Below are 14,028 nucleotides of genomic sequence, written 5' to 3'. Positions count from 1 at the left end.
GATGTCGCGGCTACGTGCCCACCTGTTCGTCGCCGGGTTCCTCATCGCGCCGGTGGCCCTCTACCTCGTCTTCGTGATCAGCCCGTACATCCAGGCGTTCCAGATCGCGCTGACCGACTGGCGAGGGGTGGCGGCGAGCCCGAACTACGTGGGCTTCGAGAACTTCCTGACGATGTTCGGCGACGAGGTCTTCTGGGCCGCGCTGCGGCACCACGGGGTCCTGCTGGTCGCGCTGCCGGTGCTCACCATCGGCATCTCCCTCCTGTTCGCCTTCCTGCTCAACCTGGGCGGCGGGCAGCGCGGGGGCACGATGACGGGGGTCTGGGGGTCGAAGTTCTACCGGGTGGTGTTCTTCTTCCCTCAGGTCCTGGCCGTCGCCGTGGTCGGGGTGCTGTTCCAGGCGGTGTATCGCCCGGACGACAGCGGCGTGATCAACGGGGTGCTGATCCGGCTCGGCGTCGAGCCGGTCGGCTGGCTGACCGAGCCCAGCATCGCGTTCTGGGCGATCATCGCGGTGATGGTGTGGCAGGCGGTCGGCTTCTATGTCGTCCTGTTCTCTGCCGGGATGGCGGCGATCCCCCGGGACGTCTTCGAGGCCGCGGCGCTGGACGGGGCCGGGCGGTTCCGGCTCTTCTTCAGCATCACGCTGCCGCTGCTGTGGGACACCCTCCAGGTGGGCTGGGTGTACCTGGGCATCGCGGCGTTCGACGGCTTCGCGCTCGTTCAGGTCCTCTCGGTGGACCGCGGCGGCCCGGACAACTCCACGACCGTGCTGCCCCTGGAGATCTGGAAGACCGCCTTCAGCTACTCCGACTTCGGCTACGCCTCGGCCATGGGAGTGGCGCTGTTCTTCCTGACCATCACCTTCGCCGCGCTGACCCTGCGGGTGTCCAAGCGCGAGCGGATCGAGTTGTGAGAAGGGGCCCATGGCTACTCGCACGACGGCCGAGCCGGGGGCGGCGGCGGAACAGGTGACCCGCAAGAAGGCGCGTCCCCGGCGCAACGAACTGGGGGTCTTCGGGGGACTCGCCCACATCGCCCTGTTCGTGTGGGCGCTGCTGGTGGTCATCCCGCTGGTGTGGACGTTCCTGTCCTCCTTCAAGAACAACACCGAGCTGTTCGGTGACGCCTGGTCGCTGCCGGCCGAGCTGCGCTGGGAGAACTGGGGCCGTGCCTGGGACCGCGCGCAGGTGGGGCGGTACCTGCTGAACAGCGTGATCGTGGTGGCCCTCGGCACGGGGGGCACGATGCTGCTCGGCTCGATGGCCGCCTATGTGCTCGCCCGGTACCGCTTCCCCGGAAACCGGGCGGTCTACTATCTGTTCGTCTCCGGCATGGCCTTCCCGGTCTTCCTGGCGCTGATCCCGCTGTTCTTCGTGGTGAAGCAGTTCGGGCTGCTGAACACCCATCTTGGGCTGATCCTGGTCTACATCGCGTACTCGCTGCCGTTCACCGTGTTCTTCCTCACGGCGTTCTTCCGGACGCTGCCCACGTCGGTGGCCGAGGCGGCGATGATGGACGGCTGTTCGCACACGCGTACGTTCTTCCAGGTCATGCTGCCGATGGCGAAACCCGGCCTGATCAGCATCGGCATCTTCAACATCCTCGGGCAGTGGAACCAGTACCTGCTGCCGCTGGCGCTGCTGCCGGGGGATCGCGAGAAGTGGGTCATCACGCAGGGCATCGCGGACATCTCGACGATCGCGGGGTACGAGTCCGACTGGCCGGGGCTGTTCGCCGCGCTCAGCATGGCGATCATTCCGGTGCTGCTGGTCTACATCATCTTCCAGCGGCAGATCCAGTCCGGCCTGACCGCCGGGGCGCTCAAATAGCGGCGGCCCGCGGACCCGGGCGTCGACGGCGGCGTCCGGCCGTGATGTCCTGGAGGCATGCTGGCTGAATCCGAGATCGTCAAGAGGCTGGGCGTACTGCCGGAGTGGCGGCGCGAGGGCGGGGAGATCCGGCGCGAGGTCACCGCGCGCGACTTCCCCACGGCCATCCGGATCGTGGACGCGGTGGCCGTACGCGCAGAAGAACTCGACCACCACCCCGACATCGACATCCGGTGGCGGACGGTGACCTTCTCGCTGACCACGCACTCGGCGGGCGGGCTCACGGAGTCCGACTTCGGGCTGGCCGCCGACATCGACAGGATTGTGGAGAATATAGAAAGTCACGCTTAGTGCTTGAATGATTACGCTTTAGAGTGGGCGGTGGACCTTGGTTCCATCCGTACACAGGGGGAGATCCCGCGATGCGCCGCCCACTCGACCGCCGTCGTCATGTCCATATCCTCATGCTCGCCGTCCTCGGCGCCGGCTACGCCGCGACCGCGGCGTGCTCGGCCGGGCAGCAGACCCCGCAGGCCCAGGGCCCCGCGGCCGCCCCGGCATCACCGACGGAGACCGGTTCGCCGTCGCCGACCGGGGCGCAGTCCATCCGCCTGAAGGGCGAAGGCACCTTCGTGCCGTTCGCGGAGGGCGAGACCGCGGTCGTCTACGACGAGAAGCTGGTGCCCTCCGGCGCCAAGGGGGAGATCACGGTCGCGTCCAAGGGGGAGGGCACGATGGCGGAGCTGAGCGTGGACGGCCTGCTGCCCGACCGGCAGTACGGCGCGCACCTGCACGTCAACCCCTGCGGCGAGAACCCGGACGACTCCGGCCCGCACTTCAGGGGCCAGGAGGCCACCGGCTCCCCGACGGCGACCGCGGAGGAGAGCCCCACCGGCAGCCCCACGGGCGGCCCCGAGGAGAGCCCGACGGGCAGCCCCACCGGCAGCCCGACCGGCCCGCAGGGTTACGCCGCGAGCAGCCCCACCAACGGCCCGACGGAGAGCCCCACGGACACCATGGCGCCCAGCCCGAACGGCACCGCCACCGCCCAGAACCCGGCCAACCCGGTCAATGAGGTCTGGCTGGACCTCAAGACCAACGGCCAGGGCGACGCCGAGGCCGAGTCCAAGCAGCCGTGGAGCCTGTCCGAGAGCCGCCTGCCCGGCTCCCTGGTCATCCACGCCAAGCCCACCATCGTCACCGGGCCCCAGGCCGGCGAGGCCGGCGAGCGCGTGGCCTGCCTGACCCTCACCCGCGCCCCGAACAACAACGACTGATGGCCGGGCTCAGAGGGCCCGGAGGAAGCGGGCGGCGATGGGGAGGGCGGAGGCGCGGGGCGGGCCGCCGTTCTTGACCAGCACGGCGAAGGCCACGTCGCCGCGGTAGCCGGCGAACCACGCGTCGGTCCGGGTGCCGCCCATGTGGCCGGCCGAGCCCTTGGCCAGGCGGCGCTGCGCGGCCTCGGCGCGCAGCATCGCGCGCAGGCCGGACAGCACGTCGCGGGGCACGGGCACGTCCTTGGGCCGGACCTTGTCCAGGGCCCGGGCGGTACGCGCGGCGGTGAGCCGGGGCGGGTGCCAGGTGCCGTTCCGCACCGCCGCCGCGACCAGTGCCATGCACAGCGGCGTGGCGCGTACCGCGCCGTGCCCGATCGCGTCGTACGGCAGCCCGCGCACCCCACCCGCCGCCCCGCCAGGTGGCGTGCCGCAGGTGCCCCGCACCCCCGAACCGAGCCTGCGCCCGAACCCGAGCGCGGCGGCCTGGGCCGCCAGTTTGCCGCCGCCCAGCCGGTCCACGGCCTGCCGGGCGAACGCCGTGTCGCAGGACATCGCCAGCGCCTTGGCCAGTGAGACCGTGCCGTGCGCGGCCCTGCCGGGGTTGGCGATCCGGCGGGTCCCCCGCGGCGTGAAGTCGCGCGGGCAGGCGACCGTGCTCTGCGGCGTCATCCCCGCCGACAGCAGCGCGGCGGCCGTCACCACCTGGAACACCCCGCCCGGCCGGGACGCCTCCTCGAACGCGGCCCGCCGCGGGCGCTCGCCGCGCCCGCGCGCGGCGGGGTCCAGGCGGTCGGCGACGGCCAGGATCTCCCCGGTGCCCGGCCGTACCGCGACGATCGCGGCGGCCTCCCGCACGCCGTCCAGCGCCCGCGCCGCCGCGGCCTGCACCGGGCGCGACAGCGTGGTGCGGACCTTGCGCTTGGCCGTCGGCTGGTAGGTGACCAGCCGCCGGGCCCGGCCCGCGCGCTCGGCCTCGACCGCCCAGCCGGTGACCGGCGGGCCGAGCCTGCCGCCCAGGTCGGCGAGGTAGGACTCGGCGGCGTGGTCCTTCGGCATGGCCTCGCCGGACCGGGTCAGCAACTCGGCGGAGGGCACCTTGATCTCGGTGAGCCGCAGCGACCCGCCGTCCCGCAGCGCGGGATGAAGCACCTCCGGCCCCCAGAGCACCTGCCACCGCCGGTCGCGGACCGCCAGCCGCAGCGTCCCCGAGAACGGCCACGGCCCGAGGTCGCGGATCCGCCGGGTCCCCTCGAACGCGAGCCGCGCGGCCTCCTCCCCGTCCCGCGTCAGCGTTTTGGCCGTAACGGTGAGCGAGGCGACCCGGAAGCCGGCGTCGAAGCGCCGGTGCCGGGCGGCGAAGTCGGCGGGCGGGTCCGCCACCATGACGCGCATCGCGCCCAGGTCACCGGCCCGCCAGGCGGCCAGGTAGGCGCGGGCGATCTCCTCCGGCGTACCGCGGACCGGCATGAGCCGCGGGTACAGCACGAACACCCCGGCCCCGACGAGAACGGCGAGCACGACGGTCAGCAGTACGAGCAGCCTCTTCATCGGCATACGGTTTCTTCCGAGGGCCTTGTCCTCCAGCGGTATACCAGAACGAACACGGCAAAAAGGACCCAATCATGAAAGATCCGGCGTAATGGCCCGGCGCGTCCCCCGCGAGCCCGAGCCGGGTCGCTACGCGGTGTCCTACGGCGAGGTCGAACTGCTCCGCGACCTGGACCGGCCCACCGGCTGGATGCTGACCTGCGACGGGGTCCCGCAGTCCTACGTCGATCTGGAAGACCCGCTCTACCTCGACTTCGAGTACGTCAGGCTGATGGCCGACGTGATCGATCTGCTCCCGGAGGGACCGCTGGACGCCGTCCACGTCGGCGGCGGCGCGTGCACGATCCCCCGCTACGTCGCCGCCTCCCGGCCGGGCTCCCGGCAGATCGTCGCCGAGCGCGACGCCGCGCTGGTCCAGCTCGTCCGCGACCAGTTGCGGCTCAAGTCGGTGCCCCGGCTGAAGGTGCGGATCGAGGACGGGCGGGCCGCGATCGGCGGCATCTGGGACGACTCGGCCGACCTCGTGGTGCTCGACGCCTTCACCGGCGCGGTGATGCCGATCGAGCTGGCCACCGTGGAGTACCTCGGCGACATCGCCCGCGTGCTGCGCCACCGCGGGACGCTGCTGGTCAACATGGCCGACGGTAAGGGGCTAGCATTCGCCCGCAGGTTCGCCGCGACCGTGTGCGAGACGTTCCGCCATGTGGTGCTGCTGGCCGAGCCGGGGGTGATGCGCGGGCGCAGGTTCGGCAACCTGATCCTCGCCGCCTCGCGGGTCGAGCTGCCGGTGGCCGACCTCACCCGGCGCGCGGCGGGCGGCCTCACCCAGGCCCGCTGCGTGCACGGCGAGGACCTGACGCGCTTCGTGGCCGGGGCCGCGCCGATCAGGGACGGCCAGGCGGTGCTCGCCCCGGTGCCGCCGCCCGAGGTCTTCGGCTCCTAACGGCCGCTCCCGCCCCGCGTAAAACGCGGGCGGCGTGCCGCCCGATCGGGTATCGCCGTTTCGATGCTTTTTCCACCCGGTCGTTAAAAGCGGGTAGCGGCGTCGACTTTCGTGAGACCGCCGTGGTACCGGTCACTTTGTATTAAGGCGCCGGTCAAATCCTTTCCGGGTGGTGACCCGTATGGCTGTTCTTGTGGTGCTCTGGAAATGTGACCTGATTTCCGGATAAGGCCACATCGACCGGACGGCCCGCTGACCAGGGGCAGGAGACATCGTCTCGGTCCGTCGGCCGCCACCACCTCACCGCAAGGAGGGGAGAGCGAATGTCGGCACCGCCATTCGAACCACCGCCACTGAAGTTCCCGCCGATCCAGCGGACGCCGAATGTCAGTAAATGGCAACAGCAGATGCGGCACCGTGGCTGGCATATCGTCGTCGACGGCGACTACGGCCAGGAGAGCAAGCGCCTGTGCGCCAACTTCCAGATGGAACACGGTCTGGAAATCGATGGCATCGTCGGCCCGGACACCTGGAAGGCCACCTGGGAGGCGCACAGCACGAAGCCGAAGCCCGCGCCGGATCATGTCCTGAAGAGAGGGGACATGAACAACCAGTTCGTGCACCAGTGGCAGCGGCAGGTGAACAACCGCGGCTGGCCCGACCTCGAAGTGGACGGCGACTTCGGTCCCCAGACCGAGAAGGCCTGCAAGGAACTACAGGAGTTCAAGGGACTGCCCGTGACCGGGCAGATCGATCGGCACACCTGGGACGAGGCCTGGCTGGAGAAGGCCCCGGTGGGCGCGGCCGCCTGAGGCCCGCCACCGAGATCCCGGGCCGGCGTCCATCACGGGCGCCGGCCCCGTCTGTCGGAGCGGCCGGGCGAGGGCGGGCAGGTACGCCAGTTGATCAAGGGTATCCGAATATCTTCCTAGGTATGGTCTCGTCAGCCGTAAATTTTCCGCATATGGTCGTATGTGCCCGGGAATCATAAGGAACGCCGCCCAGGCGTGCTTCTGGAGGGGACATGGACCTACGCGACCGGCTAGCCCGCCACCTGCTCACCGACGGGTTCCACCTGGAACCCGACCTCGACCGCAGCCAGGGCTCCTGGCTGTACGACGGCCGGACGGGGCGGCGATTCCTCGACTTCTACACGTTCTTCGCCTCCGCGCCGCTCGGGATCAACCCCTTCGACGACGACCCGGAGTTCCTCGCACTGCTGGGCAAGGTCGCGGCCAACAAGCCGGCCAACTCCGACCTCTACACCACCCACCTGGCGGACTTCGCCGACACCTTCGCCCGCGTGCTCGGCGACCCGGAGCTGCCGCACCTGTTCTTCGTCGAGGGCGGCGCGCTCGCCGTGGAGAACGCCCTCAAGACCGCCTTCGACTGGAAGAGCAGGCACAACGAGGCGCACGGGCGCTCACCCGAGCTCGGCACCAAGGTGCTGCACCTCACCCGCGCCTTCCACGGGCGCAGCGGGTACACCCTCTCGCTCACCAACACCGACCCGGTCAAGACCGAGCGGTTCCCCAAGTTCGACTGGCCGCGCATCGAGGTGCCCGCGACCAACCTGTACCGGGACGCCCCCGGCGGCGTGGAGGCCGCCGAGCGGCGCGCGCTCGCCCAGGCGCGGGCCGCGTTCGAGGCCCACCCGCAGGACATCGCCTGTTTCATCGCCGAGCCCATCCAGGGCGAGGGCGGCGACAACCACATGCGGCCCGAGTTCCTGCGCGCCATGCAGGACCTCTGCCACGAGCACGACGCGCTGTTCGTGCTCGACGAGGTGCAGACCGGGGCGGGCCTCACCGGCACGCCGTGGGCCTACCAGCAGCTCGGCCTCGCCCCCGACATCGTGGCCTTCGCCAAGAAGATCCAGGTCGGCGGGATCATGGCGGGCCGCAGGGTGGACGATGTGGCGGGCAACGTCTTCCAGATCAGCGGGCGGATCAACTCCACCTGGGGCGGCGGGCTGATCGACATGGTCAGGTCGCGGCGCATGCTGGAGATCATCGAGCGGGACGGCCTCGTCCAGCGCGCCGCCGAACTCGGCGAACGCCTGCTGGCCGGCCTGCACAAGATCCAGGCCGACCGCCCCGACCTGGTCTCGGCGGCCCGCGGGCGCGGCCTGATGTGCGCCTTCGACCTGCCCGACGCCGAGACCAGGAACGCCGTGCTGGCCCGCGTACGCGACGAGGGCGGTGTCCTGCTGCTGCCCTGCGGGGAGCGCTCGCTACGGCTGCGCCCGGCGCTGTCGGTCACCGCGGCCGAGATCGAGCAGGGTCTGACCGCGATCTCCGGCGTCGTGGCGTCCCACCCCTCCTGAAGGGGCGTCACGCCACCGGGACCGCGGGCGTCAGGATCGCTCCTCGCCGGACGTGGTACCGCGCCACAGGCCGATCGCGGTGCCCCGGGAGTCCACCCCGAGCTTGGCGTAGATGCGGTTGACGTGGTTCTTGACCGTCTTCTCGCTCAGGAACAGCCGCTGGGCGATCTCGCCGTTGGAGTGACCGGTCGCGATCAGCTCCATGACCTCTGTCTCACGCTTGCTCAAACCCGCGACGAGCCGCACGTCGGCGCGTCCGGCTCCGAAAGCGGGGTCTTCGACTCTCATCCGGCCTCCGGTGGCTCATCGGTCGCCGCGGCCCCCGCCCTTCCGGCGTATTAGTTGACAGCGAGCATAACTCCCAATATCAAACTTTGGGGGCGAAGTCGGTCAGGTAGCCCAAAAAACATTGGCGGCCGGTCCATCGGACCGGCCGCCATAGGGGTGAGCGATGGGACTTGAACCCACGACATCCAGGACCACAACCTGGCGCTCTGCCAACTGAGCTACGCCCACCATGTACGCAGCGGCGGGAACGGGCCCGCCGCGAAGGCACGCTAGAAGTGTAGCGGTTTTTCCCGGCGTTTCGTCCCGCCCGTTCCGGCGCGGCCCGCGCGGGCCTCCGGGACGGCCACCGGCCGGGGCCGGTGATCAGCGGGACATGATGATCTCGGCCACCTCGCGGGCGGTGCTGGAGTCGGGCCCGGGCTGCGGGACGAACACGGCCGCCCGGTAGTAGCGCAGCTCCCGGATGCTCTCGGTGATGTCGGCCAGCGCCCGATGGCCGCCCTGCTTCTCCGGGGAGGCGAAGTAGACCCGTGGGTACCAGCGCCGGACCAGTTCCTTGATCGAGGAGACGTCGATCATGCGGTAGTGCAGGTACGCGTCCACCTCGGGCATGTCGCGCACCAGGAAGGACCGGTCGGTCGCGATCGAGTTGCCGCACAGCGGAGCCCGCTTGGGCTCGGGTACGTGCCCCTTGATGTAGTCGAGGACCATGGCCTCCGCCTCGGCCAGCGTCACGCCCCCGCCCAGCTCGGGCAGCAGGCCGGAGGCGGTGTGCATCTCGCGCACGATCTCCGACATCTGCTCGATCGCCTCGGGCGGGGGTTTGATGACCACGTCGACGCCCTCGTCGAGCTGGTTCAGCTCGCTGTCGGTGACGACACAGGCCACCTCGACGAGCGCGTCACGGCCGAGGTTGAGCCCGGTCATCTCACAGTCGATCCAGACCAGCAGCTCACTCATAGAGACAGACTAGTGCCCCCATTCAGGAGATCTTGAGCGAGTCGAGGACGTTCTTCACGACCGATGTGTCCAGGTTGTCCGGAATGGAGGTGTAGAGCAGCGACGGCGGGCCGCCGTTCTCCCGGTCCACCAGTACCAGCGCGCCGCGCTCCTTCTTCCACTTCCAGCCCTGCGACTTGGACTGCTCGGAGAAGTCCAGCTCGAACTCCACGACCCAGCCCTTCTTGCCGCCGACCTCCATGGCCTCACTGCGGATGACCTTCGTCTTGTGCGGGGGCTCGTAGAAGTTCTGGTGGAAGTACTGCCAGAGGGCCTCGGCCGAGAGCTTGAGCGTCGCCGGGCCCTGATAGGGGAAGTCCTTGTGCAGCTCGCCCGCGTAGATGTTGCCGACCCAGTCCTTGCTGGCCTCATATCCCTTGTGCGACATCGCCTGGACGCCGCTGGACCACTGCTGCGCGTTGGGGTTGGCGGGGTCGTTGAGCCCGTCGGGGACCGTCCAGTCGGTGCCCTCGGGCACCTTGTAGGTGAAGCCGGAGCCGGGGTCGACGATCTCGCCGTTCTGCGGCTGGGGCAGCTGCTCCGCGCTGGCGCTGGGGCTGGGCGAGGGCTGCGGGCTCGGCGCGGTCTCCGTGGGGGAGGGCGCCGGTTCGGTGGTCTCGGTCGGCGCGGTCGTCTCGTCCGCGACGGGACGGCCCGCGCCGTTGTTCACGACCAGCACGACCACGGCGACGATGGCGATCACCACGAGCAGCGCGCCGCCGGCCGCGAACCACGGCCACGCCTTCCGCCCGGGCGGCGGGCCGCCGGGCCGGCCGAAGTCGGGGGAGGGGAGCTGGACGGTGGTGCCCTGCTGCGGGTTCCACGGCTGGGACCAGGGCCCGGCGGAGGGCTGGGGCGGCACCCGCTCGGTGGCGGCCTCGGGGGCGTCGGCCGGGGCGTACTGCGGTTGCGTGCCGTAGGAGGGCTGCCCGGCGTACGTGCCGTAGAAGGGCTGTGCGCCGCCGCCCTGCGGCGGCTGACCGGGCGGGCGGGGCTCACCGCCGCTGAACGGCGGGGGCGGCGGGGGTGCGCCGCCGCCGGGACCCGGGCTCTGGAACCCGCCCGGAGGCGCGTCCTGCGGCTCGGGGCGGGGGCCCGGCTGGGGCCCTGTGCCGGGCTGGAACGCGTCCTGGGGCGCGTCCTGGGGGCCGGTGCCCGGTGTAGGCCGGGGGCCCGGTCCGGGCCCCGGCTGCGCCGCCTGAGGCCCGGTATGCGTGCCCGCCGGAGCCCCCTGCGACGGAGGCTCCAGCGGATGTGTCGCGTCGGTCCACTGGTTCCCGTCCCACCACCGGAGATTCGGTGACCCATAGGGGTCGGGGTACCAGCCTGCGGGGGTTTGCGTGGTCATGGCCGCCAGATTAGTCAGAACGCGGCCGGACGCGCAGTGGCCGCGGCCTCCCGGTTGGCTCCGAACGGTCTCATCGGCACCTGTAGGTGAAGGTCGCCTTGTCCTCCACGCGCTCGCCCCCGGGCAACGGAGAGATCACCCGCAGGGTCGCGGTGCCCTTGAACGACCCCTCGCCCTTGACCGTCCACTTCAGGCTCACCGGATACGACGACGTGCCCGAGCGCACGCTCTCCAGTTGCTCGATCGGCTCGTCCCGGTCGCTGCGCCGCCACTCGTAGCGGACCTCGCCCGCGGAGCCGTTGGTGACGATCGTGGCGTTGATCGTCACCGTCGTGTCGCAGCCCTGGGTCTTCTTGGGGGCCTTGACGTTCACGCCCTCCACGACGAGCGCGGGCCCGCCGGTGAACTGCAGCCAGGCCAGCACCGCCGCCGCGACGACCAGCGCGAACACCGACGTGCTCAGCGCCAGCGTGCGGCGTCTGCGCCCGGCCGCCGCCCGCTGGGCGCGGCGGCGTTCGGCGGCGTGCACGGTCTGCTGCCCGGACTGCCAGATCTCCTCGGCGGCGTTGCGCGCCGGTACGCCGGGCCCGAAGCGCACCTCGCCCTTGGCGTGCGTGTCGGCTGTGGAGGGGGCCGGGTCGTGCGTCGCCGGGGTGTCGGTGCCCCCGGACGTCGGGACGCGCAGGAGGGTGACGATCTCGCCCTCGTCCCGCTCGGCGGTGCCGTACGGCCCGCCGTCCATGACGCCCTCGGTCTGCGCGTGCCGCCACCGCAGTACCGCCCCGGCCAGGCCCTCCCGGCTCGCGTGCCCGCCCAGCAGCACGTCACGGCCCGCGGCGAGGCCCTGCGCGGCCGCGGTCGCCGCGGCCCGGTCCAGCAGCGCCGCGTCCGGCGGGGACTGCGCCGCCGCGAGCCCGCGCGCCAGCGCCGCCCACGCCGTGACGTCCTGGGCGGGGGAGGGGGAGCGTCCGCGCAGCGCGTCGGCGAGCCCGCGTTCGGACAGCAGGGTCGAGCCGTCCTCGGCGATCACCACCGTGTCGGGCCGCACCGAGCCGTGCGCCAGCCCCGCCGCGTGCACGGCCAGCAGCGTCGCGGCCGACTCCGTCAGCACCGCCACCGCGCCCGCCGGGTCGAGCCCCGCCTCTCCGGACGTCTCCATCAGGTCGGCGAGGGTCGGGGCGGCCGGGTGCCCCGCCAGCAGCCACACCTCATCGCCCGCCGCGACCAGGTCCAGCACCGGCATCAGCCCGCTCAGCCCGCCCGCGACCAGCCGCTGGTCGGAGGTGACCACGCTGACCAGCCGCTGCCGGGCCCAGCCCGCCGACACCAGGGCGGCGTCGAAGCGCAGCGCGCTCACCCGCCGCCCGTCCGGCGCGACCGCCTCCCAGAAGGTGCCGACCTCGCCCGGCCGCCCGCCCGCCGCCAGGCGGTGGCCGGCGATCTCATCCCTGTGCGCGCTCATCGCCGAGTCCCCTTGCGTGTACCTTGCACGACCCTCGAACCGCCCGGCATGCCGGTGACCGGCCGGGAGGGGCGTCCGGCTACCGCCGCCTCCGATGCCGGCCCGCCACGCCTCGCTTCACCGCGAGTGTGACCGGTACCGCGCCGGACGTCACCAGGCCGAGGGCGAGCAGGCCGCCCGGGAGCACGGCCAGGGCGCTCGCGGGGCTCTCGTCGGCCGGGCCCGGCTCCTCGGTGGGCTCTTCCGTCTTCGGCGGTTCACTGGTCTCGCCGTTGGAGGGGCCCTCGCCGTCGTCCGTCCGCGTCGGCGGCGCGGTCGTACGGGTCGGCGGAGTGCGCGTGGGCGGCGTACGGGTCGGGGCCTGGGTGGTCGGCTTGGGAGTCGGCCGCGGCGACAGGCCGGGGCCGCGCGGGTTGGAACTGGCCGACGGGTCGAGCGTCGGCTCGTCATCGCCGGTCGGCTTGGCCGACGGCTTGACGGTGGGCTTGCGCGTGGGCTTCGCGGTCGGCTTGGGCGACGGCTTGGGCTTGGCCGCGGGCGTCTTGGACCTGGTCGGCGAAGGGGACGCCTGCGGGGCCCGGCTCTGCTGCGGCGGGGGCGGTACGGCGGAGCGGGTGTCCGCCGTGGGGGTCGGTTCGGGCGACGGGCTCTCCGCCGGCGGCTCCTCGGTGACCTCTTCGGTCGGTTCGGTGGTCGTCTCCTCCTCGATCGGCGAGGCGACCGGGGTGTCCGACGCTGCGGGCGGCAGTGACGCGCCCTGCGCCTGTAGTTCGGGCTCGCGGTTGCCGACGCCGTTGATCAGGAAGGCCATCACGACCCCGATCCCGACGATGCAGCCGACGACGACCGTCATCTTCAGCCCGAGCCTGCGCAGCGGCGCGTTGCCGACCCGGCGGGGGAGGTCGCGCGAGGCGACGTCGGTGATCCTGCCGCTCCGGTCGCCCCGGCCGCGCCTGCCCGCGTCGGCCCGGCCGTCGCCGCCGCCGTCGCCCCTGGTGCCCTCGCCGCCCCTGTCACCGGCTCTGTCGCCGCCGCCGACCTCGGTCTGGGCGAGCGAACTGTCGGCCTCGGGCATCGGCTCGGCCCCGGGGAACTGCAACGCCAGCAGGCCTGCGAGGGCGGCCAGGCGGCGGCGTCCGCGGCTCTCCCAGTCGGCCCCGTACGCGCCTTCCGCCACGGTCTCCAACCGGCTCAGGAAGTCGGCGGCGGTGGGCGGGCGCTCGGACGGCTGCTTGGCCAGGCCGCGCGCGACCAGATCGCGCAGCGGCGGCGGCACCTCATCGACCGGGACCGGCGCGGTCTGGTGCTGGTGGGCCAGGGCGGCGGCGTTGGAGCCGCGGTACGGGCGGGTGCCGGTCAGGCACTCGAAGAACACGACCGTGGCCGCGTAGACGTCGGTGGTGGGGGCCGCGGGCGCGCCCGCCCACTGCTCGGGGGCCATGTACGGCGGAGTGCCCGCCGGGTGCTCCCCGTCGCCGGAGCGCACGGCGATGCCGAAGTCGACCAGCTTGCTGGACCCGTCGTCGCCGACCACGACGTTCTCCGGCTTGAAGTCGCGGTGCACGACCCCGGCCGCGTGCGCGGCGGCCAGGCCCAGCAGCGCGCCCTTGAGCACGGTGAGCGCCGCCTCCGGCCCGGTCGGCCCCTGGGCGCGCAGCAGCGCGCGCAGCGCGACGCCGTCCACCAGCTCCATGATGATCGCGGCGCCGTCGGCGGTCTCCACGTACTGGTAGAGACGGGCCACCTGCGGGCTGTCCAGCGTCTCCAGCAGCCGTGCCTCGTGCCGGAACCGCGCCACGAACCCGATGTCCGCGCGTAGCTCGTCGGAGAGGTACTTGATGGCGACCAGCACGCCGTCGGCGTTGTGCCGGGCCATCACCACGCGTCCGGACATGCCGGAGCCGAGCTCGCGCAACTCCGTGTATCCGGGGACCTGCCAAGGTGATGGCATCCCGAACATGACGGTCTCCTTATGCCTGGGCCCCCACCCGGATAAGACGGACGT

Annotated in this window: 13 protein-coding genes and 1 tRNA gene; 7 read left to right on the top strand and 7 right to left on the bottom strand. The window is 72.0% G+C overall.

Translation table 11 applies throughout. The features are described 5' to 3' along the window. The first annotated feature begins 1 nt into the window (after position 1). From DP939_RS24930 to DP939_RS24915, 4 genes are all read left to right on the top strand, one after another. A complete protein-coding gene (locus DP939_RS24930) occupies positions 2-916 on the top strand; it encodes a carbohydrate ABC transporter permease (RefSeq protein ID WP_113983171.1) in 915 nt (304 codons plus the stop codon). 10 nt (positions 917-926) lie between these two features. Next, complete coding sequence (locus DP939_RS24925; protein ID WP_113983170.1) at positions 927-1,832, top strand: carbohydrate ABC transporter permease; 906 nt, start codon at positions 927-929, stop codon at positions 1,830-1,832. A gap of 57 nt (positions 1,833-1,889) precedes the next feature. Beyond that, entirely contained in the window at positions 1,890-2,183 is a 294-nt protein-coding gene (locus DP939_RS24920; RefSeq protein ID WP_113983169.1) for a 4a-hydroxytetrahydrobiopterin dehydratase, read from the top strand. 71 nt (positions 2,184-2,254) lie between these two features. Beyond that, complete coding sequence (locus DP939_RS24915; protein WP_147268119.1) at positions 2,255-3,109, top strand: hypothetical protein; 855 nt, start codon at positions 2,255-2,257, stop codon at positions 3,107-3,109. A gap of 9 nt (positions 3,110-3,118) precedes the next feature. On the opposite strand, the gene DP939_RS24910 is transcribed toward DP939_RS24915, so the two are convergent. After that, entirely contained in the window at positions 3,119-4,657 is a 1,539-nt protein-coding gene (locus tag DP939_RS24910) for a penicillin-binding transpeptidase domain-containing protein (RefSeq protein ID WP_158578680.1), read from the bottom strand. 91 nt (positions 4,658-4,748) lie between these two features. Between DP939_RS24910 and DP939_RS24905 the strand changes: the two genes are divergently transcribed. The 3 genes from DP939_RS24905 to lat all read left to right on the top strand — a co-directional run bounded on the left by DP939_RS24905 (position 4,749) and on the right by lat (position 7,926). After that, positions 4,749-5,600, top strand: coding sequence for a spermidine synthase (locus tag DP939_RS24905; protein WP_113983166.1), 852 nt, complete (start codon positions 4,749-4,751; stop codon positions 5,598-5,600). A 323-nt stretch (positions 5,601-5,923) separates the two neighbouring features. Further along, the gene (locus DP939_RS24900; protein WP_113983165.1) at positions 5,924-6,412 is read left to right on the top strand and encodes a peptidoglycan-binding domain-containing protein; all 489 of its coding nucleotides are present in this window, start codon (positions 5,924-5,926) and stop codon (positions 6,410-6,412) included. Between the two features lie 212 nt (positions 6,413-6,624). Then, entirely contained in the window at positions 6,625-7,926 is a 1,302-nt protein-coding gene (gene lat, locus DP939_RS24895; RefSeq protein WP_113983164.1) for an L-lysine 6-transaminase, read from the top strand. A 30-nt stretch (positions 7,927-7,956) separates the two neighbouring features. On the opposite strand, the gene DP939_RS24890 is transcribed toward lat, so the two are convergent. The 6 genes from DP939_RS24890 to DP939_RS24865 all read right to left on the bottom strand — a co-directional run bounded on the left by DP939_RS24890 (position 7,957) and on the right by DP939_RS24865 (position 13,983). Next, positions 7,957-8,214, bottom strand: a complete 258-nt coding sequence (locus tag DP939_RS24890; RefSeq protein WP_113983163.1) for a helix-turn-helix domain-containing protein — start codon at positions 8,212-8,214, stop codon at positions 7,957-7,959. 155 nt (positions 8,215-8,369) lie between these two features. Next, positions 8,370-8,442, bottom strand: a tRNA-His gene (locus DP939_RS24885). A gap of 135 nt (positions 8,443-8,577) precedes the next feature. Next, the gene (orn, locus tag DP939_RS24880) at positions 8,578-9,174 is read right to left on the bottom strand and encodes an oligoribonuclease (RefSeq protein ID WP_113983162.1); all 597 of its coding nucleotides are present in this window, start codon (positions 9,172-9,174) and stop codon (positions 8,578-8,580) included. Between the two features lie 22 nt (positions 9,175-9,196). Next, on the bottom strand, positions 9,197-10,561 hold the full coding sequence (locus tag DP939_RS24875) for a DUF2510 domain-containing protein (RefSeq protein WP_113983161.1): 1,365 nt from the start codon (positions 10,559-10,561) through the stop codon (positions 9,197-9,199). Between the two features lie 70 nt (positions 10,562-10,631). Continuing rightward, complete coding sequence (locus DP939_RS24870; protein ID WP_113983160.1) at positions 10,632-12,023, bottom strand: protein kinase family protein; 1,392 nt, start codon at positions 12,021-12,023, stop codon at positions 10,632-10,634. 79 nt (positions 12,024-12,102) lie between these two features. Beyond that, positions 12,103-13,983, bottom strand: a complete 1,881-nt coding sequence (locus DP939_RS24865) for a serine/threonine protein kinase (RefSeq protein ID WP_113983159.1) — start codon at positions 13,981-13,983, stop codon at positions 12,103-12,105. Positions 13,984-14,028: the final 45 nt, after the last annotated feature.

This window comes from Spongiactinospora rosea, from assembly GCF_003315795.1.
GTDB classification, from domain to species: domain Bacteria; phylum Actinomycetota; class Actinomycetes; order Streptosporangiales; family Streptosporangiaceae; genus Spongiactinospora; species Spongiactinospora rosea.
The sequence above is the reverse complement of the archived record's forward strand: the minus strand, read 5'-3'. Positions and strand labels throughout refer to the sequence as shown.